The following is a 20803-nucleotide window of genomic DNA, read 5'->3' on the forward strand; positions in this document are numbered from 1 at the left end:
GAGATGTAAACCAAGAGGCCCCTAGTTCACCTCGCTACCGGATGTGGTGTTGTGTAAACTTGTCTCCGCCTGGCATAAGTGCCTTCTACACTGGTCAAGGCGATTCAGTGAACTCGAATCGCGCGCCCCCACTGTCGCTTTCAGTAACATTGATCCCCCAGCTGTGGTTCTCCGCGATGTCGCTAACGATCATCAGTCCGATACCAGAGCCGCTGTCAGACGTCGTGAATCCAGTGTCGAAGATGTGGTCCATTTTGTCACCAGGGATTCCACTTCCGTTATCTTCAACGTAGAATCCGTCCTCAAGGGTACCGATTGTAACCGTTATATCGTTCCCTCCGTGTGTGACCGCGTTCTTCATCAGGTTTTCAAGTAACTGCTGCAGTTGAGAAGGGTCTGCCTGAATATTTTCGCTGGAGCGGACCTCTAAGTCTGCGTCTGAGGCGTCAACGATTTCCCAGCATTTCCTCGCGAGGCGGTCCAGTGATACCGATTCGATTTCGATCGCTTGCTGGCCCTGGCGAGCAAGTGTGAGTAAATCGTTGACGAGGTTCTCCATCCGGCTGTGCGCATTCTCGACCGCTTCCGCGTTTCTAGCGTGCTCATCACTGATGTCGTCTCGAACTATGCCGAAGTTTCCTGAAGCGATATTGATGGGGCTCTGAAGGTCGTGAGAGACGACTCTGCTAAACTTATCCAACCGCTCGTTCTTCTGACGGAGCTCTGCTTGTTTTTCCTCTAAGGGGGTTATGTTGCGCCCAAGTGTGATGAGGTACGTTTCGTCGTTAATAGGGTAGTCCATCTTCGACGATTTAAACTCGAATGTCTGAGGGCCTTCGACCGTTTGAATTGTCGCTTTCACCCGTGACCCTCCCGTTTCAAATCCCTCGTTGATACCGTGAGTTATCTTCCCCCTGTCTTCAGAATTGAATATGTCGTCAAGAGTTGGTGAGCCGATGTAGGTCGCTTCATTTCCTGTGACTGCCGAAACCTGATCGTTCCACCGGATGAGGTTCTCGTTTTCGTCGATAGCAAAAAAGAGGTCTTCGACGGTGTTGATCGCGGCGTCGAAAAACATCTTCTCAGCACGAACTTGCTCTTCCCGGTCAGTTTGTTTCAGTGCTCGCTGCGCGTTCGTCGCGAGGAGCTTGGCCAGATTGATATCTTCTTCTCTATAAAGTCGAGAGTCGGTGACGGAGACGATCATCATCCCGAATTCACCGAGCGGGAACAGCATTTCATCTTCGACACTTACATCTTCTGGGTACCGTGTTTCGGGGGTTTGTATTCCCTCGAAGATGCAAGGTTCTTTTTCACCCCACACATCAGCGACTGCACCTTCCAGCGGTATCTCAGATTGTGCTCCGAGTGTCTCTTCTGCTTTCCCAGTCTGCTTGACTGGTGTTAGGACATCGTGCTTGTCGTCTTGGAACCAAATGCCTATGAATGGTATCGTCAACTCTTCTCTTGCAGTCTGGACCGTTATTTCTGCGACTTCCTCTTTCGACCGAGACTGCATCAAAGCCATCGCGGTCTCGTTCAACTCGTCGATTGTCTGCTTGTGCTTTTTCTGAGAGGTGATGTCTTGTGCAATGACAATATATTGGTCTGTGTCAGCATGGTCTATCTCTTTGATCCGGACCTCAACGGGATACTTTGACCCACGCCGACGAGTATGGTGGCCCTCGAACCGGACTCTGGATCTACTTCCGATTACATCTGGTATGCTATCATTGATTTCACGGGAAGTGATAACTGATGAGAGCGGTTTTCCCACAAGTTCGCTGTGGTTATACTGGAGCGTTTTTTCCGCTTGCTCATTGACGTCGACGATCGCCCCAGCGCTGTCAATGATAAAGATAGAGTCAGGGGTACTGTTAACGACGGCACGTAATCGACTTGCTGTTTCAGCGAGCTTCTTCTGTGTCTGTTCTGCTTGATACTGTTTGACAGCGTTTATGACTCGGTTTGCGAGAATGTCGAATTGACCGCCATCGCGTTTCTGGAGGTAGTCAGTGACGCCGGCTGAGATCGCTTTACTGGCGAGATTTTCTGAGCCTTGCGCTGTAAATAGGATGAACGGAAGGTTAGGGTGGTCTTCGCGAACTTCTTCAAGGAACTGTAAACCGCTCTTAGCAGGCATATCGTAATCAGAAACGATACAAGAGATATCGAGTTCGGATAGACGGAAATGGGCCTTTCTGACCGATGATGCAGTGATGAATTTTGTTTCTTCTATTTGATCCTCCAGTTCTGATTTAGCAAGAGAGAGGAAGTCCGGTTCATCGTCTACCAGCAGAACTGTTGTCTGCTGTTGTGACGGAGATTTTCCTTGCCCAGTATCTGTAGGGGCATGAAACTGCACCATATATGCGACAAACTATACCTCCTGATAGATAACACCTCTTGGTTTATCAGAAATTGTTAGGCCGATTGGATTGCTCAGTTACGCGGTAGCTGGTGTGACAGGAGAAGATGTATTAGTGGGGCCGGACGGGCCAGGTGGTACCTCCATCGGTCCGGACGATTTGGATTCTTCAATCTCACCGCGACCTGCACTTTCATTTTCGCCACACTTGGCGAATGTTTTGTTCCCCCCGTCGTTGTCCGAAGAACCTCCAAACATCGTTCCGTAGGGGGTAAAATTCATGGTGAAAACGATGTACTGAGTGTTTAGCGGGTCATCTTTGAGAGCAGCATCGCTAACGCCGGGGATTCGGTTTCGCTCAGAGTGGAATTTGAACTCCGCACTAGGGTACCGCTTGACGAATGCTACCAGCGCTGCGTGGGTAGCAGTTACCTTCACTTCGAAGTCACTGCATGGATCCACCCTCCCACTGAACGAGATTCCGAAGGTCCCGTTTGAGAGCGCAATCTCCATTGAGGGTCGAATCGTCTTCTCGAAGAACTGGAGGCAGTCATGGTACGCTTCGCGTGCTGTTAGGGTCTTCATTGAGTTCATATCTGGAAACCTCTACCCCTTTTGGGGAGCTAAAAACACTCGCTGGAACAACTGTATATTCAACAATTGGAAAATGAAATGACAATTCAATAAGTTGCTTGTTACCGACACGTAGAACGATATGTATACCAATCCCGAAGGTGGGTTGGCGGTACTGGTACAGATTTAGATTTCTTATCCCTGCTTTGTGCCCACAGTTACTTGTTTGAACTCCGGTGGGGGACTACCTGGCCGAGTTAGGTAGGCCATCATACGCCCAATGAGATCGTACGACCGGTCAGTATCTTCAGCGCCAACATTTATAACAACTTTGACGAGATACTCCAGATTTGCATCTCGGTCAACGCTTCGTCCTTTCGGGTAGATGTCAGATGCGTTCGCTCCGGGGTTAATGATAATATCAGCCTTGTACTGCGAATCCGTCAACTCAAGATTCAACTCCTTGATTCGGGTATCCTCTGCGCCCGAATTATAGTACTCAATAACCTCTTGAGTTGAATTCACCACCTGCGACTGTTCGCTCTTGGATACATTCGATGTATCTACGTACACCTTCAACTCTGGATCACGCCAAGGATACGATGTCTCAGATACGTCCTTAACAGAGTGCTTGATGCCTTTCCCAGGAGGGGCCATGACCCAGATTGGATAATTATAGTGGTTTAGGCCAAGCATGTGGCCCATTTCATGAATGACGTTGTTCCTATCCATCCGCCAGTTCGTTTCTGAGCTACTTTCAATGCGGACGATAACTGTTGTGTTATCAACAAATGCAGTGTGATTGGAGCTGCCATTGAAAACAGTCTCTTCGGCAGGAGTTGGAGAACATCCGATCTGTCTCTCCTTCGGGCAGTTAACCTGTTTTGAACGCCGCAACTCAATATCGGGGTTCGTGGCATTTGGTTGTAGCACGAAGTGAGCGTCGTACCTGCCATATGTACTACCATATTTGTTCCAATACGATAGTGCATCAGATGCGGCAGAGGTGAAGTTACCATAATTTACGGTATCATTGATTCCTACAATAACCCGCTCTTTCCTAAACGGAGAATCCTCGAATTGAAACCGTTGTCTGCTTGCATCTGCTACTTCAGGAGTTGGATCAGCTGTAGAAGTGCGCTCGATAGTTTCTGGTGCTGATTCGGTTTGCTCTGGCGTCGGTGTAGGATCTGATAGGAATCCGCCACAACCTGCTGAGAGGACCAAGATAAGCGTGATTGATAGGATCTTTAATTTCATCTGTAAGTGGATGCGGATTGGTAACGGAGTGGTGATTCTCGTTCCACTGTGTAGTTAGACATTTTACTCTCCGCCCCCGATAGGTGTATCCGTGCTATGCGTCAATTTAGACGCACTACTCAAAAGCACTAAACCAGCCATAACCGCCACTGTGAACCACTCAGGAAGGACCGCTTGCCACGCTAGAAGGCTTCCTAGGCTGAGTCCAACAATAAGGCCATCTGTTGCAGTGAAATGCATTATTCACCTCTCCATGCGAGTAATCGGTTGGATTCTTTTTGTGAGCGATCTGCTGGCGTACTTGCGATCTCGATATCGTCCACGAGGCTTAATTTTATCCCCATCATTCGTTCTCAGCCATTGATAAGAGTCTTCTATTAGAAATATTAATGCACCGCTCATAATAAGGCCAAACATACAGGTCCATACTACCGGGATTATGAGCCAAGCCCGATTATCTGAGATTGCTGAATGGAGCAGTGAGAAGCTTGGAATCAACGAGAATAATATAAGATGTAATTTCGTGATCCACTGATGCGTTCTGATCGCCTATTGACGCTGACTTTCACTCATCGATATTTCTCTTCGATTGTTTCAGTTTTTAGCAGGTCGTTTTGAGGCGACGTTCTCGTCCACGACTACGTACGTGAAGCCGTCGCGTTGTTTCATTAGGCATCCATACTCGGAAAGTAGTTCCTCCAAGGACTTCTGTGGCGGGCTGGTTCCCGGAACGTTTTCTACCCCTCCCGTGAGCGGATCTTGCTGCTGGCTTTCGTCAACGAGATGCGGATTCTCGTGAGGGATTTCTATTGCAGGTTCGCCGCCAACGCGACTGGCCCCTCGCTCGTAGAGAATGGTACCTTCATCACTGCTGGGAGAGACGCTTACGAGCCCCCAGAGTGAGTCATCGATCAGTGCTTCCAGTATCTCGACTTTTCGTGAGTCGTCCATTGTATTGTGAGTGCTATCGGGTGTTCCGATACTACGTGTGATTGCTTTTCGGTTCTGCTGGTAGATCACGCCACGTGCTTTAGGCTCGATATTGAAATCGTCGACGAGATGGGACGCCATTGCGGAAACCTTCTTTCTGAGGGTCTCATTCCATGTCTCACCGCATGACTCGCATCGAGTTCCCGCAGACCCGTCGAAGTACCAGAGTCGTTTGACGGAAGGATCACTACAGCATCCTGGATGGAGCGGGTTGTGCTCGCAGTCGGTGTGGTGGTGCTGTCCAAGTAGGTTCACTTGGACTTTCGCTCCACACGGGCACGTTCGGGACCACGTTGCGTCAACCATAGATTCGGATACCTCTCTGAGAGTGGGTGTTGCGGGTACTCCTCCTATTCATAGTATCCCTCGGGCTGGAAGGGGGATAAAAACAATCGTCATCTGTCCAGCGATTTTCCGGTTCTAAGACCTACTCTTCGTTGGGGGAGAGAGACAAGCCGTGAGCCCGATGCAGGATCGGAGCGTACTCCTGCCACTGCTCCTCGGTAGCGGCTGTGCCCTCCATCCAAGGACGAACGACAACTGGCTTGACCCCGCTTTTTGGTTCAAGTTTACCGTCTTCGTTGGGAACGGCTTTCATCACACATTGGTTGAGTCGCCCGTCTTCTGAGAGGTATGTTATTCGGGCAGCAGGGTACGTTGGTGGATTAGCGTTGAGGTCGCGAAGGTATCCGAGCTCGACCTCGACGAGATAGTAGGTGACCGTATGGTGGTCTTCTTCGCCAGGAGGTCCGTATTCTTTGGTGAGTCGTTCGATCGATCGCTTCGTTGGCCGTTTCCGGCCTCGATTGAACCGAGTGAACTCCGGCTTGAGAATGTCGTCGAGCGCTTTTGTGAGTGCGTTCATATTGTGGTTGGCGGTATGTCCATTTTCGGTATTCAACGACCGTTTGTTCTACTCGCGCCACACCTGTAGACGAGATATTGCTCTTGAAGTTTCTTGACGTAGGCTGGTGGAAAGCATTCGCGGAGCTGTTTCGTTCGAATGTTAGCAGTAGGAGCAAACCCGTGTGCGGCCCGATATTCCTCAACCGGTGTTTGAGGACGCCAATATTGGTACTTAATTGAAGGTCATGCGAGGCGTGTCTCGGTCGAAGTGGTTGTAGAGTAGCTCCTCTGCACCTTCTCGCCACGACGGAGGGATAATGGATAGCACCGATTCGACGGTCGATACTGTGAGGTAGGTCAGCGTGAATGGGTGACGGAACCGAAGGCTGAAAGCCAGCATCCAGAATGCGTCTAGCTGTGTTTCACCAAGAGCGGGAAGGAGATATAGCGTGCGGGTTTGAGTGTCCAGTCGGATGAGTGCCTTTGACGTTTCACCAACCCGCCAAGCCGTCACTTGCTCGGTCTTCCGATGATATTGGTACAGGGGAGAAAGCGGGAGCGTTGTCAGGATCGCTTCTCCGATCGAGATTGGAACCTGATGGTTGAGGACATGCGGTCGTGTTCCGCACTCGCCCTCGTTGGTGGTCGTGTACTCCTTGAACACAGCGACGGAGTCGAGGGATTCGCCATTCCAGTTGTTGGCTGCGTTGAGCCGGTCTGCAACTGGCTGTTGAGAACTCTGTTCTAATAGACGGGGTTGAGAGGCTGTCGCACTCATTGCTATCGAGAATCCCGGTTGATGTTCGATGAACCGCACTCCGCGCATGTGACGGATTCGGTGTTCAGCGATTCAGTGTCCACCCCATCTAGCTTGCTGGTATCGGGGTCATAGACACGGGTTTCGGTACCACTCACTTCGTGCTCGAATGCGGTCTGGTTACCGCAGTCTTGGCATGTTGGCATCTGTGAATTCTTTTTTATCGACCGCGGGACGGTGTTTTCCGCGTTGACGAATGACGCAGCACATTGGTCAAGTTTCTGCTCGAACAATCCGGCAATATGATGCTGTAAGGGATTGGAATGACTGTCTAATCGTGGCTATTCCTCAGTAGGGCAGTCTGTGATACGGGGGGCAATCATGATTCCTTTCCCGTAGGCGACGAGAAGGAAAGGATCATCACCATGATCGTAGAGCGTGAACTCTTCTGCGTCATAGCTTGGACCGTTTGCCTGAGAGAGGTGCTTGATCGCTCTCGAAAGCTGTTCTTTGCTGATTCGTTTATTCCCATTCGGGAATGTTAACCGCCCGCCATTAATCGGGTCCCAAGACTCGAAATTGAACTTCGATGGGATGGAATATTCGCGACGGCTGGTTTCGATGAGGATGTCGATACTGTCTTTGACAAGCAAGAGGCAGTCGGTGGAGTCTAGACACCCCGAAATTGAGAAATCTCCGATGGAGATTTCCGTCTCCTCTCGGAACTCGGGTTTCAGTCCGGGTGTGTCAGTGGATTGACCGGGAATCCCAGGAAGGGTGTGGCGGTTCTGCCAGAGGCCGTACTTCTCCCGAAGGTGCGCTTTAGCCTCGGCTTCAGTGTCATAATCCTCGAAGCAGCCAGTACAGCGATACGTCTCGATTTCGACGGTGAGCCAGTCGGGTTCCCTGAAGGTTTCGTCGGTACTGATGTGGCCGTCTCCGGAGATGCGCATACTCTTCTCGGTCCTGACTGAAGCGATAACAGAAATCTCACAGTCGAACTGAGGCTGGACATCCTGTAGCGTCTGGACCGTTTGTTCGTCATCGGATTCTGGGGTGGAATCAGTGGTTCCACTCGGGTTGTTATGGGTTGACATAGGTTCAATTTCTCCGAGTCAGTTCTCCACGTCTGATGTGGGGACTAATTCAAGTAGAACTTCTCTGGGTACACTGGGAGGATAAAAATCTATTCTTAGGTGGAGTGTACTCGTCGACGAGGTCAATGGCGCGTTCGTGCTTCTCATCATCGAGGAGCAACTGGGGCGTCTGGATGACGACGTCCCAGTACTGGATCTGTTCGACGTACCACGCCAAGGCATCTTTCTCGTACCAGTTGGGGACGTGGTACTCGAACTCACCAAGACGCGACTGAACAATGTGTTCAGCCGGGTTCAGGTGTTTCTCGAGATGATACATCACCGACTTCCGCCAGTGTGGTTCGGAACTGGGGACGTCGTCGTCTCTCGGGACGAGATTCGATTTGAGCGCCTCGCCCGATTCCGTGTTGACGATGGCGAACACCATCGGATGGTCCATCTCCCGAGCGTGCTGGGTATGCGACCCGCTCGTACGGCTGTACGTCTTCCGAATCTGGCCAGGGCCGGGACTGCGGCTGCCATCGCCGTACCGCCCGTAGATGTACGCACATGCCTCTTCCATCGTCCGGAAGGCTGCCCGTCCCTCGTCCATCCCACCTGCCCGGTGGTAGGTGTGGAAGACCGGCAGTTCGATTTCTTCGAGAAAGCAGTCCAACTTCTCGTCGATGTCGATGGACGGCTCGACGTTGTGGCTGACTTCGAAGTCTTCGATGATGTGATGCTGGCAGTCGTCACGGGGGCAGGCTCGCTCGACGTACCACGCGAGTACCGGGTGACCTTCGACTCGGCGTTCGACTAGCTCAACGTCGTCTTCGTGCTGCTTGTGGGCGAATTTGTCTTGTCTCATGGATGCTCTTCGGGTGATGTAGTGAGGATGCTGGGTTCGGCTGCCTCTCTACCCATCTACCGTTCTGCTTGCAGAGGAGGGGCAAAAACCCACCACCAACCAGTTGTCGTTCACTCCACGGGCTAGTGACCGCCGCCGTTTCTCCGTCTGCTATCGCTGTAGTCGGTGTCTGGTTTTGCTTGATCAATCGCCCAGCCGTGGTTCTCGTCACAAACGTTTTTTTGAGATGACTCTGTCTGCGAAGACGTACCAGTCCGCACCGTCACCACCGTGGTCGTTTTTTTGTGCTCATTGTTGGGACACGTCGTATTCAGAGAGTCTGTAATCGAGATCGACGCCTGATGGTGACGCTACGGCCGAGTTGTCCATACTGGACCATCGAATTGCCAGAAGTTGGTTCTATTCGTGGAACAACATCGCCAAGGCTGAGGGATTGCTGGCAACTATAGAGCGACGAGCGGGGCACAAGGCAGGAGCTGGCGTTTCTGTTGGTTGTAGAGGTAGTTTGCCCCGTGTCGATAGAGGAACGCCGTGAGCAGCGCGCTGTGGCCTCAGAGAAAGGCGGTATGTGGTCGGGGTGGAAGCAATCCACACCTCAGTTTATGTAGCCGGGGACAGAAATTGCTGGTGAGAACCAATATGCGACGGCGAGCGTACCTTGCGGGAGGCGTCGGGCTAGTCATTACGCTTGCGGGCTGCTCGATGATCCCCAAGATCGACCCGACGGACGAGAGTACCGACACGCCATCAGAAGAGACGCCAACCTTGGAGCCGACGTCGTCTCCTGAAGAAGACACCACTGCTGCAACTGAAAACGGAACGCCGCAGTGGGGAGAAGAGACCGTCTCTCTCGAGAACAATGAGCCGGAGGCTGTGGTGAGGACGTTCTACGAAGCGTTGTACGCTGGTGACTCGGACACGGCGAACAAACTTCTCCATAACGACAGCTCTGTCTCCAGGTACACTCAGGGCTCGCTGTCGAACCTTCGAAGCTACGAGTACGAAATCGAGGAAATGCAGCGTGTCGAAGACGAATCGGACGGGGCGTCGGTGACGCTGACGTTCACGCTTGTTCTGACCGACGCCGATGGGTCCGTACAACGGCGAGAAGAAAAGGTTGAACTGCGGTTGTCGGGAGATGACTGGAAAATTTGGGTGTAGTTCTAATCCGCTTTTAGAGATCGGTACTGTAGGCGGCGAGGGGCACCGGGCAGCGAGGGGCACCGGGCAGCGAGGGGCACCGGGAATTAGAATACTACGGCCACCGTTGTGATGGGGGGCACCAAGCAACGGAGGGCACCAGACGTAGAAGGTTGACGGGACTTGTTGTGTCAGAGGGAACCGGGCAGTAAAGGGCACCCGGAAACCGAGGTTCTACGGATTCTTGTGGCACAAGACATCAAAACATGAGAAAGGGCGAGCCTCAGTAGTAGTGGGCACTCGACGTCACCTATTGCACGGATCCAGGGACGGGCGTAAGTGGCCGGGTCTCTGATATCCAAGAGCCACGGGATACTGACGAGGGGCCTCTAACGACGGGAAGGCGGCCTCGTTGTTTTAGGCCCTGTCGGGTAGCGGAGGGCACCGGGTGTTGAGGGGCACCGGGCGTTGGACGGTGTCACGAAGGGCACCCCCCGAAAATTGCACTCCTTTGGAGATGTCCTTCCTCCCTACAAGAAGCGAAGGGCACCTCGCGTCGACGCGAGTTCGATAACCGCTTTTGCGGTGGGTCTGATTCAGCCGACTTACCTGGATACCTCTTATCCAGTGATACCGTAGGTTTTAGCGTCTCCTTGGCCATATGGCCCGGAAGCCGAGCATGGCCTTCGTTGTGGATACGGGACGTGTATGGCGTACGAATCGGTTTTCCTGCCCGATTCGGGCTGGGCGTAGCGTTGCATCCACTCCCTGTGAGGCTCAAGCAAGAGCTGGGTTCGATTTCGGTTTCTCCGCTTCGGCTTTGGCGGCCTCGAACGACTCGTGTTCTGTGACCTCCGCGGTAGAGTTGTCCTCGGTTGATGGGTTGGACTCCGAGCCCGTATAGGGCCACCCTTGTCGGGCGAGTGTATTCGGAATTACTGTATCGGGTAAGCGTCGACGCGGGGCGTGAGCGCGTGGACCCCTGTGATTTGGAGTCGACGTGCCCAGTTGTGGCATGGTATGCGTGCGATGCTGAGAGAATGGCCTGCTGGGAGTCGAACCCAGCCGATCGACGATGGCGATTGTCCGCATCGTTGGCTGGCGTGAATCGTGAGGTCACGTTGAGATGCAGAGGGACGCTCGTCGATGGTTCCGTTGATTTTCAGACCGAATGGGCGTGGAGTGTTATGGAGCCCCCTCGTAGAACGCTACGTGGGACTCCGTGCACGACAGGTTTGACGGGCAGATATGGGGGTCTGCGTGTGACGTTCAGTCCGCGCTTGCTGGAACACCTCCAGTGCTCGCCGTCGCGGCGGTCTCGATTCCGTAGTCCTCTAGTTCACTCGCAGACAGGTGCGAGCGAAGCTCTTGGACCTGGGAATCTTGGAGATCGTCGGCGGTCATGTCGTCGTCGCCGTCGAGCAGGTGGCGTGAATACAGGATTTCGTCCTGTACATTGATGTCCACGAGCTGCTTGACGTGTCCAGCCTGACCAACGACCCAGGTGTTGGAGCCGCGAGAGTCCTGGATCTCGTTCATCCCACGGTGCGACCCGCAATTGAGGGTGACGACCGCATCGACCGAGGGGAACTGGTCGTAGTAGTCGTCGAACAGGAAGTGGTTCATTTTCGCGCCCGCTTTCGCCTTGGCGCGTTGGATGCGAGCGTTGCTGATCTTGCTCCATGGAAGTTCCGAGACATCGTCGGGGTCAGTGTCGACCTCGATCTCGCCTTCTTGACGCACAGCGGGGACGACCTCGTTTCCAGAGTCGTCAGTCTCCGCTTCGTCGTTGAGGAAGCCGATCCAGCCGAAGTATGCCGAATCGACCTCCGTATCGACTACCGTGTCCAGTTCAGTCTGGAGTTCGCGGCTTCCGCGCGTCAGGATTTTGTCGACGTCTGAACTGAGCATCGCTTCGATGCCGGTGATGCCTTTCACTGCCTGCTCAGCGACTGCCGCGTAGTCCTTGACGTACCTCTCAGCCTTGACGAGGCCAGTTGCGAGCACAAGGACGTTGATCGAATCGTTATCGTTACTACCGTTGTTGGGGTCTTCGTTGGAACTCATAGTTGTCACCTTGACAGCTAACTGCGATTCGCTTGAAGGGATGAACTTAGTTGATCGAGGCTTCACGACCTACCTCGAATCCCCCTCACCTCACATGGGGGATACAAAACTACCTCTTCTCCGACCCGTCCACACGGACCGGAACCGGATCCAAGCTGATTGACCGTCCAATTCTCCTATCGACTGCTGTAGCGCGCTGATGAAATAAGAGTGAACAGGAATCATCTGGATCTGGAAGGGGTTGACGCTTCTGGACCCACTACAGATTCGCTGGCCGAAGTGCGCTTTGAGTGGATCTCACCCCACTCCACTGGGAGTTACAAACTCTTCAATCTCTTCCCACCATGTGAGCTACGCATCGGAGCAGGAGGGGGACAAGTCGAGTCTTACCTAACAGACGAAACTTACTTCTGAATGTTAGGTAAGACTCTTCGGTTAGAGTTCAGTCGCCTGCATCTGCTTGTGTGCGTCGGAATTGACCACCGGAATGACGCCCTCGATATCTTCCTTACCGTACTCTTCACGAATCAGATCATGGATGTCGTTCGCGAGAGCAACGGCCTCGTCTTGCTTGTTGGTACTCGCCTCGTTCTCGGAAAAATCTGCTGGCCCGACGCCCTCAACGACGATGAACAGGTGGTCGTCACTCATTTTCGACCTCCTCAACAAGCAGCGTCGTTTCGGGCAGGTCGTCGCGAGAGGTCGACAGGAACTCGGAGGTCTCCAGCGTTTCCTCGATCAGCTCGACCAGTTCCTCCGAGGCGTCGCCAAAGTGAACGATGGCGTCGGGATCGGGGTAGTTGTTGTACTGCTGTGCAGCCGTCTTGTCCGTCTTGTTCTTACTCATAATCGGTAGGCAGAGCGCCCTCTATCGAACGCCCCTCGCCCCAATGGGGCATAGAAATCACGCGATAGCGCGCTGTTCAGTATCCGGTCTGATTGTTTCAGTTTCAGGGATCATCTGAATGAAGAAATTGCGCTACCAATTACTGATAAGCACGGCTTTTGACCTCTTCGATGGCGTCATCGAGGGTATCGAAGGTATTGACGTGTTTTCGTGAATTTGTAAACGATGAATCATCAAGATAAAGTTCTGTTTTGCCTGTCGGTTTTAAGTAGTCTGCTGGAACAACGGTCAGTTCCATATGGCTCGACCGATGAGAGATGTTAATCGTCTCGTACAGCCCATCTTCGGACGATTGCGAGAGATTGAAGCGTGCCGTCCAGTGAGCATTGAACTCATTCGATAGCCGGTGGATGTCGACGACGTCCGAGAGTGTCGTTTCCGTTTTGACGTCTTCGAGAGCGATAGGGGCTTCATCTGCGCCAGCAGTTTTGATGTCGGAACTGTCGGAAACGGCGTTAATGACCGTTGCGATAAGTGCAATCATTTTGATTCCCCTCTGCCCCAAGTGGGGGCTAAAAACAGTCCTGGCAGTGCGATAGAGGCATCCTGAGTGTGAGCGGGCAGAGTAGGACATTATGTCCTCTGGCGCAGCCGAGCGACTGGCAGGAGCGAGGAGGGGAGGAGGGGAGGGCGGAGGCCGACCCTCCGGGCTCGGGGGAGGGCATTATCGTCTAAATACGAGTGCGTAGGCAGATCTCTACATGGTTACGGTTCACAGGCGTCAAGCGCTCGGTTCGCCAGCGAATCAGCCGCTCGATTGTCGTTGCGACTGACATGCTCGAACTCAACGTTTGTGAAGGCAGAGAGTTGGTCGTGGATAGTGTCGCGTAACTGGCCTAACTTCTCGTTTGCGTTCCACTCTCCAGTGACTTGCTTGATGATGAGCTGGGAGTCTCCGCGAAGGGTTAGCGAAGAGACGCTGTTTTCAGAAGCAAGTTCAAGTGCAGCTTCTAGCGCTCGGTACTCGGCGACGTTGTTCGTCGTTGTTCCGATCGTCTTGTGAGTACTGTCGATACGGTTGCCGTCTCGCGTGAGGGTCGCACCAACGGCAGCTGGTCCAGGATTACCGCGAGAAGCGCCGTCGAATGTAGCGACCCACTCGACATCGTCAGAGGTGTCGACTGGCTTGCTGTGTTGAGTGAGTTCCGCGCGAATCGTCGAAGCGAGGTCCTCAAGCCGTTTGACTTGGAAACCAGCACGCTTGTTGGCTCTGGTGATACTGTCCAGAGCGCTCTGAGCAGCGGCGACTTTGATAGAGATGTGCACTCCCACAAGCTCGGTAGAGCCGGTAAAGGCGTCTCCGACTTCTGTGGAAGAGATGACCTGTGTTCCGGCTGCTTGAAGGAGCGGTGCGAGGCCTGAGTCATTCAGCAATGCGTCAGCAGCGACGAGTGCCTGGATATCCGCTCCGTCCACAGTGAAGATAATTCGTGTCATAGTGTGCTAAGGGATGTATACGTTATGAGAAGATGCCGTCGTTAGTTGTACATGAGATGGTGTTGAAACGGTTCTCAGCGTATTCGTGGTCAGGGACGGCACGAACATCAGGGATGCGGACGAGTTTGTCACAGTCCTCACATTTGAAGGCAAGCTCTTCATCGACGCTTCCGTAGACGACTTTTTGGGGCTCGACTCGGATGACAGTGTGGCCGTTGACCTGAACAGGCCACTTGTCGCTATCATGGTCCGACTCGGTACTGGTGGCGAAGCGACTGAGCGTGCTGCGTTGACTCTCGGACATCGTTTTGTACTCCTCTACCCAAATGGGGGGATAGAAACTACCGTGTAGGGCGGTGTGGTGCGGTTACTCGTCGATGCGGCGAACCTCGGCAGTGATGCCGAGATCAGGAATCTGGTTGTCGTAGGCAGTTACGCTCGCGTTGAAGCCGTTGCTAAACGTCTCGTTGAGCGACCCCAGTTTGTCGCCATCGGCGTCAATTATGACGACCTCAAAGGTACCGTGCTCAGCGCTCTGACGAGCGTGCGCTCGCGCTTCGGGGTCATGTGGTGCTGGTGCTGGGTCGATACACATACACCTCATATAGAACTGGGAGTTAGAAACTCCCGATCAGAGGCCGCGCGTATCGTTCAGTCTGACGGCTCTGAATGTCCCGCCGTTTTCCTCTTCGTGACGTTCTGCGTTGGCTTCAGCGGCTCGTTGCGACCGGAATCCACGAGCAACGACGCGGAACGGGACTACGACGTGATCTTCAGCTGGTCCCAGTTCGGGATGCCACTCCTTGCGCTCACTGGGAAAGCTGCGGTTGAGGTCGACAACACCGTATTCGTCGAACACTTCTCCGCTCGGGAGTGCCGCGTTCTGTTTGTCGCCTTCTGGCGTGCAGTCGACTGGACTGTCATTGTCGGTGGTTGAATTCATTTTTTGAATCTCTCACCTGTTGGTGAGGGGTAAAAATATCGTGTCAGGCAGTCACAGGATTGCACTCCGGCGAAGCCGAGCGACCGGGTAGGGAGCGAGGAGGGGAGGAGGGGAGGGCGGAGGCCGACCCTCCGGGCTCGGGGGAGGGCAATTCGGTCGCCGAAATGCTGAGGATGTCGGCGCTGGTGCAGCGGCCAGCTCACCACTTCTGCTTCCGACCCGTGTCTATCGGTGAAGCGGTGTGAGACATCTGCTGCGCCCCGTCGGGTATCGAACGGATGTCACTGACGGCTCCGCAGGAGCATCGGAACTTGGTATCGGAAATTGGTTCGTCGTAGGTGTGCGTGTGGTTGCTCGCCATTTTGAAACGCCTCCGCCTCAGTGGGGTGATAAAAACCCTTGGTGTGGTCTAGTGAGCAGCTAGGTGAGAATCGAAGCCAAACTGTCGATGAGGACCGCGCCCTATGGCGCGGTGGAACGCGACCCGACTGGGTCGCATCGCTCCGTCCCGGTAGCAAAAAAAGCCTGCGTTGAACGTCCTGTTTAGTCCCCGCTCACCGGCTGACCGACCACGGCTTCCGCTTCGGCAGCAGTGACCTCATCGCGATCGGGCATAGCATCCGGCTCGACAGCCGGCTCCTTTGCTTCTTCGTCAGCCTCAACGCTGAGACCCATGTACTCCAGATCTTCAACAGAGTAGGTTTCACGCAGGTGCGTCTCTTGAGCCTCGGTGAGTTCGTCAGCCTCGACCTTGCCCGTCTCCAACAAGTACCGCGCCCAGTCGATGATCTGGTCGCCGTCCTTGTTGCAGGAGACCTCAAGCACGCTGCCGGAGCACTCTGAGGGGTACTTTACGAAGGGATTGATGCCACGGGCTGCCTCGACTGCTGCGATTCCGCGGTTCGTCCCATCGTTGAGGAAGATTGCCTCGCTCACCGTCGGGACTGAATCGAAGTAGTCGTTGTAGAGGCGCTCGTCTGTCTTGCCGCGGGCACGGGCCTTTGCACGGTTGATGCGGTCCTGACTGAGGAGATCGTAATCGATTTCTTCCCGGTCCTCCCGGTCGTGGAGGTTGAACCCATCCGCGTCGACGTCCTCGTGAGCCTCAGCCATCAGCTGGCCGACCGGCTTCTCGTCCTCCTGCATCACGCCCTTCGCGAGGACGTTGCCTTCGGAGTCAGTCTCATCAGTGTCGTCGAGGAGTCGCCGCCAGTCGATCCCATAGTACTGCACGTCCGGAAGCGCCTCGCCTTCCATCCGATCCTGCAGGACCTGACAGAGCTCATAGTTCTCGCGAACGACCACGGTGTCGACACGGCGACCGTTGATACCCGCAATCGACTTTATGGCCTTCTCTGCCCTATCTGCCAGTGCTTCCACGTTTGGAACGTACCGGGAGTTACCGGTGAGACCGAGGGCCGCGACGAGGACGTTGAGTTCGTTGCCGTTGCTACCGTTCTGAGTGTCGTCAGTTGCGTTCATTGGTATTCACTCTAGTTGAAGGGACGTTCGACGCTCGCACTCTGCATCTCGCCCCTCACCCACACCGGGGTATATAAACCCACGAATGTACTTGAGGAGCGAAGACTGCTCACGGCTACCCAGACCCCAGATGATCCGAGAGGCCTGTGCATGCCGCGCATCTCGATTTCTCCCTTCACCCAATTTGGGGCACATAAACCCCCTCTGAAGCGGACAGGCTACAAGCGGGCGAACAGAGCTCGAAATGAAGAGCATTGTCTGCATTATGGGACGATTCCCCTCACCTAAGATGGGGAATAAAAACAACGTGTGGAGCTATCTCGAAGACAGTTGTGGTTGTCCTGAGAGGAGCGAACATCAGTTCGCGTGTGTCGTCGCATGTTGCTTGCCCTTCATCAATTCGGGGGCAGAAAATCACTGCTACATCACCTTCCTCATCCAGTGTGAGCTACGCTTCGTCCCACAGAAATGGATGTCCCTCCGGCGAAGCCGAGCGACCGGGTAGGGAGCGAGGAGGGGAGGAGGGGAGGGTGGAGGCCGACCCTCCGGGCTCGGGGGAGGGCTACTGAGCAGTAAATGAGTGCACGGCGGTCAGAAGCACCTGCTGGGCTCATAGGGGTGAGTTAGGCGTCTTGGCTTTCTCGTCCTCACGGCACGGCTGGACCATATTGATAGCCTAGTCATTTCAAGACTCGAATGTTCGTGATGACGGTTGTACCGGAGGGTTACATGTTGAAGTGATAGACAGAGTAAGGTACGCCGTGGGATTCGCAGGCATCCATCATATGCTGGGTGCCGGTTGACTGTCCGTTCCAGATGGCTAACCCCGTCCCACCGTGCTGAGCAGTTACTTTGGCCATCAAGCAATTTCGGTAGAGATAAGCCCCTTTTCCAGAACGCGGATCGTTTGAGTCCCCCTCATACGTCGCGACCGTCTCAACGATGTACGGCTCCTCGCTCAAGTCAGCCCGGATGCTGTGTCGTTCGTGTTTCCGCCGGCCAACGTTCAAGACTATGACGGGGACACCTAACTTCACACCCACCACCTCGGCAACGTCGTCAGCTCCATTTGCACCACCGCTAATGATAGCGTCGAACACTATTTTGCGGCTTTCGATTTCATCGATAATATCGTCGGCAAGGTTGACTGCCTGTTCCTGCTGGGTGTATGAGCGGCTACCGAAGAGAACAAGCAATGTGTCATCACTACTGATCGGAAGTTGGCTGTCGAACGAGACGTCAATACCGGACGTAGTACAGTAGCAGGACATATTGCGTAACCCTCGCTTGTTCTTGAAGGGTAGAAACTCTCTTAGCAAGAAGGGCAGGTGTGGTTACGCACTGAGGTCACGTTCGGGACCGGTTTCGTGGACCCGGTGGCCATCGAAGCACTCGTAGGTTTTGCGCTCTTTGTGGCCGATGCGGTAGCCAGCGTCGTCGTATATGTCGTTGTGTTCGGTCCCAGTGTATGCAAGTGGCTTGGAACAGTGGTTGTGTGGGCAGTTGAACCTGGTGAGGGTGATGTTGGGGTAGCGAAGGAGCTTCTGGATGCTTTCTGGGACCGGCACGTCAAGGTCTGCGGCGGTGGGAACTGCGTTCATTGATTATATCCTCTATCGCTCCGTGGGGAGGTAGAAACTCTCACGGTGCGTTCTTTGTCTATGACCCGATTCTCACTGTCTGCTATTCAAGTTTTGTGCCTTCCAGCGCCCTCCTTGGCTGTGAGTTCAGTAGCTGCCGTGACTGACGTTATGCGAGGGCGTCACTAGAGGTCGGAACTGCGACGTTGAAGACACAAGTCGCGTTGAAGGCCCGGATATCTTTGATTGGAGTGGCTTGTGGGCTCCATAGTGGAACGCTATCGAGTCGGTCGAGGACGTTTCGGATTGCTTGAGCACCGTCCTCTGCTGTGCTGACACCGAGATGTGTGTAGGGGTCGAACATATCTTGTCCGTCCACGAAGCCGATGACGTGGCTGGCGTCGTCGAAATTTGGATAGCCTCTCAGGTCATCTCTTGGCGGAACTTCGTTGTCGTCCCATTCGTACCACCGTTCGACTTTTTTCGTCTGCGGATTGTCGGTGTCGTCAGTTGATTCATGGTAGTCTATACAGTCGAGGTTTGCGGCTGAGACTGTCTCGTCAGAGTCGCTTTCTATTTTATAGACGTAAACTGTGTCGGGACAGTGTTTGATGAACTCGCTGCGAGGTCCGCAGGGCCGTCCGTAGTAGCTGGCCATTGGGGCGAGTTGGAACGGGTCAGTTGAATCGACGGTTGACGGGAGCGGAACTTCGCAGGCGTTCCGGTCACCCCAGTGGAACTCAACGGTCCCATTCTCACCGACCAGACGTCCTTTATCGCCGGTTCGGTGGACAGCTCGGATTCCGTCGTCTGCCTGTACAAGCGGTATCTTACCGAGATATGCTGGCGCGACATTGTCGTCGAAGGTCATGATAGAGTAGTACATGGTTCTTATAGTCGTTTGCTGCCTTCTACTCGGGTAGAGGGGTAGAAACTGGCTGTACCATTGGCTAGTTGTAGAGGGTCCATATAACTGGGGGAGCCCTCCGGCGCAGCCGAGCGCGGTCTGTTGACCGCGCGAGNNGAGGGCGGAGGCCGACCCTCCGGGCTCGGGGGAGGGCATTATCGCCTAAAAGCGAGTGCACTGCTAGATGATGGATATGAAGATGCAGAGAGTAAGGAATCCTGAGAGGAAGAATAGACAGCCAGCTAGGGGGTATCCGTAGATGGGGCTCATTGGAGATCGGCCTCGGTCTCGATTCGGATGTCCTGTGGGGGTGCCTCGCGTGGTTCATCCCAATTGGGGCGGGTGATGACGAGGTGCCCGTTTTTGTATGGGCTGTTCTCTTGGTTGACGCGTGTGACCAGCTCGACTTCAATGTCTTCGCCGAGCGCGGTGTAGATAGGGCGGAACACGCCATCATTCCGCTCGGACTTGTCGCTAATTCGTTTGACATCGCTCCCACACCGACTGTCGAAGTCGAAGTCCGACCCGATGTTTATTGGGCCGGTCTGAACGTCTGAAACGTCGGACTCTGTTGGGTCAACCTGCTCTGGCTGTGACTGACTCATTTCTGAAACTCCTCACCTCTGGAGGGGGTGTAGAAACAAATGTTCGCATTAGTTATAATAGTTGGATAATGATCACGCCTACTTCTCTGTATTGCGATAGTCGTCAATGCTGAGGTTATAAGCTCGGTGAGCGGCGTCTGCAGCGTTCCCGAAGTGTGCTCGGAGCTCCTTGAAGTTACTGTAGCCTGATGCGCTACAACCGAGAACAGGGCACTTGTCGGGGACTGGGACGTGTTTAGTCTCGTACTTTGAGCGGTTCTGCTCGCGAAGGGCGCTTGGTGAGGTGATTTCACCGAGTCCGTCAATAGATATCGTACCGTGCTCGTCGTTGGTTGGCTGTGAGTTCGATGTCATTATTATGGGAGTGAGAGAGTTATGAACGCAGCGTGCCAAGCGCCTCGTTGACTGCCTGCTGTACTTGATGTTCAGATAGATCGTTCTCGTACGATTCTCGCATCACCGTCTTTTTGATTCGGTCTTGGGCATCACCGGTTGCTGCGTGGGAGTCGGCTTGCTTCTGTATCCGGACTGACTGGAGAATGAGGCCGGTGAGCGGAATGATAACGCGCTTTTGCTCGGACCAGTTATCGCCTTCGATGTGATCATCGGAATTGAGTTGTTCCTGCCAGTACTGCTCTCGAAGGTCGCTTTCTGCCAAGTGGTAGTCTGAGATGGTCTGGTCCAGGTTTTGAACTGCATTCGGTTCACCAAACCACGCTGGGTACTTGCTAGCGACAGCGTCGATAACGACATTGACGACGTCGAACTCGGAGAGAGTGGAGGGTGCAGACTCGCTGCCGGCTTGGATTGCGGCGTTGTCGATTGATGCACCGAGGTAGGAGAGTAGTCGGTCAACCTGACAGCGACTACCCCGATGCATGAAGTCGGTGAATTGCTTGTAGACGGAGTAGTCGATTTCACTCTGAAGTCGTTTTGGGGTGATTGTCTGGAGGTTCGTCCTTTGGATCGTCGGAATGCGCGTCATAACTGATAACCC

Annotated in this window: 23 protein-coding genes; 1 reads left to right on the forward strand and 22 read right to left on the reverse strand. The window is 53.9% G+C overall.

What is annotated here, in order from left to right:
- Positions 1-94: 94 nt before the first annotated feature.
- The 8 genes from AV929_RS20315 to AV929_RS20350 all read right to left on the reverse strand — a co-directional run bounded on the left by AV929_RS20315 (position 95) and on the right by AV929_RS20350 (position 8738).
- Positions 95-2368: a PAS domain S-box protein gene (locus AV929_RS20315; protein WP_064289138.1), complete on the reverse strand. Its 2274-nt coding sequence runs from the start codon at positions 2366-2368 to the stop codon at positions 95-97.
- Between the two features lie 78 nt (positions 2369-2446).
- Positions 2447-2962: a hypothetical protein gene (locus AV929_RS20320; RefSeq protein WP_064289139.1), complete on the reverse strand. Its 516-nt coding sequence runs from the start codon at positions 2960-2962 to the stop codon at positions 2447-2449.
- Between the two features lie 174 nt (positions 2963-3136).
- On the reverse strand, positions 3137-4168 hold the full coding sequence (locus AV929_RS22050; protein WP_155120775.1) for a hypothetical protein: 1032 nt from the start codon (positions 4166-4168) through the stop codon (positions 3137-3139).
- Positions 4169-4795: 627 nt separating this feature from the next.
- Positions 4796-5152 (reverse strand): hypothetical protein, encoded by a 357-nt coding sequence (locus tag AV929_RS22705; protein WP_230458926.1) that lies wholly within the window; start codon positions 5150-5152, stop codon positions 4796-4798.
- A gap of 466 nt (positions 5153-5618) precedes the next feature.
- A complete protein-coding gene (locus AV929_RS20335; RefSeq protein ID WP_064289142.1) occupies positions 5619-6056 on the reverse strand; it encodes a hypothetical protein in 438 nt (145 codons plus the stop codon).
- A 213-nt stretch (positions 6057-6269) separates the two neighbouring features.
- Positions 6270-6815 (reverse strand): hypothetical protein, encoded by a 546-nt coding sequence (locus AV929_RS20340; RefSeq protein ID WP_155120776.1) that lies wholly within the window; start codon positions 6813-6815, stop codon positions 6270-6272.
- 320 nt (positions 6816-7135) lie between these two features.
- Positions 7136-7891, reverse strand: coding sequence for a hypothetical protein (locus AV929_RS20345; protein WP_064289144.1), 756 nt, complete (start codon positions 7889-7891; stop codon positions 7136-7138).
- A gap of 49 nt (positions 7892-7940) precedes the next feature.
- Entirely contained in the window at positions 7941-8738 is a 798-nt protein-coding gene (locus tag AV929_RS20350; protein WP_064289145.1) for a hypothetical protein, read from the reverse strand.
- Positions 8739-9377: 639 nt separating this feature from the next.
- Between AV929_RS20350 and AV929_RS20355 the strand changes: the two genes are divergently transcribed.
- Positions 9378-9899, forward strand: coding sequence for an NTF2-like N-terminal transpeptidase domain-containing protein (locus tag AV929_RS20355; protein WP_155120777.1), 522 nt, complete (start codon positions 9378-9380; stop codon positions 9897-9899).
- A gap of 1248 nt (positions 9900-11147) precedes the next feature.
- On the opposite strand, the gene AV929_RS20360 is transcribed toward AV929_RS20355, so the two are convergent.
- The 14 genes from AV929_RS20360 to AV929_RS20425 form a co-directional block, all read right to left on the reverse strand.
- The gene (locus AV929_RS20360; protein ID WP_064289147.1) at positions 11148-11945 is read right to left on the reverse strand and encodes a hypothetical protein; all 798 of its coding nucleotides are present in this window, start codon (positions 11943-11945) and stop codon (positions 11148-11150) included.
- 435 nt (positions 11946-12380) lie between these two features.
- Positions 12381-12596 (reverse strand): hypothetical protein, encoded by a 216-nt coding sequence (locus tag AV929_RS20365; protein ID WP_064289148.1) that lies wholly within the window; start codon positions 12594-12596, stop codon positions 12381-12383.
- Positions 12589-12792 (reverse strand): hypothetical protein, encoded by a 204-nt coding sequence (locus AV929_RS20370; protein WP_064289149.1) that lies wholly within the window; start codon positions 12790-12792, stop codon positions 12589-12591. Before AV929_RS20370 ends, AV929_RS20365 begins: the two co-directional genes overlap by 8 nt.
- A 139-nt stretch (positions 12793-12931) precedes the next feature.
- A complete protein-coding gene (locus tag AV929_RS20375; protein WP_064289150.1) occupies positions 12932-13336 on the reverse strand; it encodes a hypothetical protein in 405 nt (134 codons plus the stop codon).
- A 221-nt stretch (positions 13337-13557) separates the two neighbouring features.
- A complete protein-coding gene (locus AV929_RS20380) occupies positions 13558-14289 on the reverse strand; it encodes a ribonuclease HI family protein (RefSeq protein ID WP_064289151.1) in 732 nt (243 codons plus the stop codon).
- Between the two features lie 22 nt (positions 14290-14311).
- Positions 14312-14593, reverse strand: coding sequence for a hypothetical protein (locus tag AV929_RS20385; RefSeq protein WP_064289152.1), 282 nt, complete (start codon positions 14591-14593; stop codon positions 14312-14314).
- A gap of 63 nt (positions 14594-14656) precedes the next feature.
- Complete coding sequence (locus AV929_RS20390; RefSeq protein ID WP_064289153.1) at positions 14657-14884, reverse strand: hypothetical protein; 228 nt, start codon at positions 14882-14884, stop codon at positions 14657-14659.
- A gap of 36 nt (positions 14885-14920) precedes the next feature.
- Complete coding sequence (locus tag AV929_RS20395) at positions 14921-15232, reverse strand: hypothetical protein (RefSeq protein ID WP_064289154.1); 312 nt, start codon at positions 15230-15232, stop codon at positions 14921-14923.
- A gap of 543 nt (positions 15233-15775) precedes the next feature.
- Complete coding sequence (locus AV929_RS20400; protein WP_064289155.1) at positions 15776-16714, reverse strand: hypothetical protein; 939 nt, start codon at positions 16712-16714, stop codon at positions 15776-15778.
- A 725-nt stretch (positions 16715-17439) separates the two neighbouring features.
- On the reverse strand, positions 17440-17985 hold the full coding sequence (locus AV929_RS20405) for a hypothetical protein (RefSeq protein ID WP_064289156.1): 546 nt from the start codon (positions 17983-17985) through the stop codon (positions 17440-17442).
- 63 nt (positions 17986-18048) lie between these two features.
- A complete protein-coding gene (locus tag AV929_RS20410) occupies positions 18049-18315 on the reverse strand; it encodes a hypothetical protein (RefSeq protein WP_064289157.1) in 267 nt (88 codons plus the stop codon).
- Between the two features lie 148 nt (positions 18316-18463).
- Entirely contained in the window at positions 18464-19165 is a 702-nt protein-coding gene (locus AV929_RS20415; RefSeq protein ID WP_155120778.1) for a hypothetical protein, read from the reverse strand.
- Between the two features lie 302 nt (positions 19166-19467).
- Positions 19468-19806 carry a hypothetical protein gene (locus AV929_RS20420; protein ID WP_064289159.1) on the reverse strand — a complete coding sequence of 113 codons (339 nt, stop codon included), beginning with the start codon at positions 19804-19806 and terminating at the stop codon, positions 19468-19470.
- Positions 19807-20179: 373 nt separating this feature from the next.
- Positions 20180-20791 carry a hypothetical protein gene (locus tag AV929_RS20425; protein ID WP_064289160.1) on the reverse strand — a complete coding sequence of 204 codons (612 nt, stop codon included), beginning with the start codon at positions 20789-20791 and terminating at the stop codon, positions 20180-20182.
- Between the last annotated feature and the right edge of the window lie 12 nt (positions 20792-20803).

It is taken from the genome of Haloarcula sp. K1 (assembly GCF_001647155.1).
In the GTDB taxonomy this organism is placed as follows: domain Archaea; phylum Halobacteriota; class Halobacteria; order Halobacteriales; family Haloarculaceae; genus Haloarcula; species Haloarcula hispanica.

Bases quoted from the DNA above. Each gene is read 5' to 3' on its own strand.
- AV929_RS20315 (WP_064289138.1), bottom strand. From the start codon at position 2,368: ATGGTGCAGTTTCATGCCCCTACAGATACTGGGCAAGGAAAATCTCCG.
- AV929_RS20320 (WP_064289139.1), bottom strand. From the start codon at position 2,962: ATGAACTCAATGAAGACCCTAACAGCACGCGAAGCGTACCATGACTGC.
- AV929_RS22705 (WP_230458926.1), bottom strand. From the start codon at position 5,152: ATGGACGACTCACGAAAAGTCGAGATACTGGAAGCACTGATCGATGAC.
- AV929_RS20335 (WP_064289142.1), bottom strand. From the start codon at position 6,056: ATGAACGCACTCACAAAAGCGCTCGACGACATTCTCAAGCCGGAGTTC.
- AV929_RS20340 (WP_155120776.1), bottom strand. From the start codon at position 6,815: ATGAGTGCGACAGCCTCTCAACCCCGTCTATTAGAACAGAGTTCTCAA.
- AV929_RS20345 (WP_064289144.1), bottom strand. From the start codon at position 7,891: ATGTCAACCCATAACAACCCGAGTGGAACCACTGATTCCACCCCAGAA.
- AV929_RS20350 (WP_064289145.1), bottom strand. From the start codon at position 8,738: ATGAGACAAGACAAATTCGCCCACAAGCAGCACGAAGACGACGTTGAG.
- AV929_RS20355 (WP_155120777.1), top strand. From the start codon at position 9,378: ATGCGACGGCGAGCGTACCTTGCGGGAGGCGTCGGGCTAGTCATTACG.
- AV929_RS20360 (WP_064289147.1), bottom strand. From the start codon at position 11,945: ATGAGTTCCAACGAAGACCCCAACAACGGTAGTAACGATAACGATTCG.
- AV929_RS20365 (WP_064289148.1), bottom strand. From the start codon at position 12,596: ATGAGTGACGACCACCTGTTCATCGTCGTTGAGGGCGTCGGGCCAGCA.
- AV929_RS20370 (WP_064289149.1), bottom strand. From the start codon at position 12,792: ATGAGTAAGAACAAGACGGACAAGACGGCTGCACAGCAGTACAACAAC.
- AV929_RS20375 (WP_064289150.1), bottom strand. From the start codon at position 13,336: ATGATTGCACTTATCGCAACGGTCATTAACGCCGTTTCCGACAGTTCC.
- AV929_RS20380 (WP_064289151.1), bottom strand. From the start codon at position 14,289: ATGACACGAATTATCTTCACTGTGGACGGAGCGGATATCCAGGCACTC.
- AV929_RS20385 (WP_064289152.1), bottom strand. From the start codon at position 14,593: ATGTCCGAGAGTCAACGCAGCACGCTCAGTCGCTTCGCCACCAGTACC.
- AV929_RS20390 (WP_064289153.1), bottom strand. From the start codon at position 14,884: ATGTGTATCGACCCAGCACCAGCACCACATGACCCCGAAGCGCGAGCG.
- AV929_RS20395 (WP_064289154.1), bottom strand. From the start codon at position 15,232: ATGAATTCAACCACCGACAATGACAGTCCAGTCGACTGCACGCCAGAA.
- AV929_RS20400 (WP_064289155.1), bottom strand. From the start codon at position 16,714: ATGAACGCAACTGACGACACTCAGAACGGTAGCAACGGCAACGAACTC.
- AV929_RS20405 (WP_064289156.1), bottom strand. From the start codon at position 17,985: ATGTCCTGCTACTGTACTACGTCCGGTATTGACGTCTCGTTCGACAGC.
- AV929_RS20410 (WP_064289157.1), bottom strand. From the start codon at position 18,315: ATGAACGCAGTTCCCACCGCCGCAGACCTTGACGTGCCGGTCCCAGAA.
- AV929_RS20415 (WP_155120778.1), bottom strand. From the start codon at position 19,165: ATGACCTTCGACGACAATGTCGCGCCAGCATATCTCGGTAAGATACCG.
- AV929_RS20420 (WP_064289159.1), bottom strand. From the start codon at position 19,806: ATGAGTCAGTCACAGCCAGAGCAGGTTGACCCAACAGAGTCCGACGTT.
- AV929_RS20425 (WP_064289160.1), bottom strand. From the start codon at position 20,791: ATGACGCGCATTCCGACGATCCAAAGGACGAACCTCCAGACAATCACC.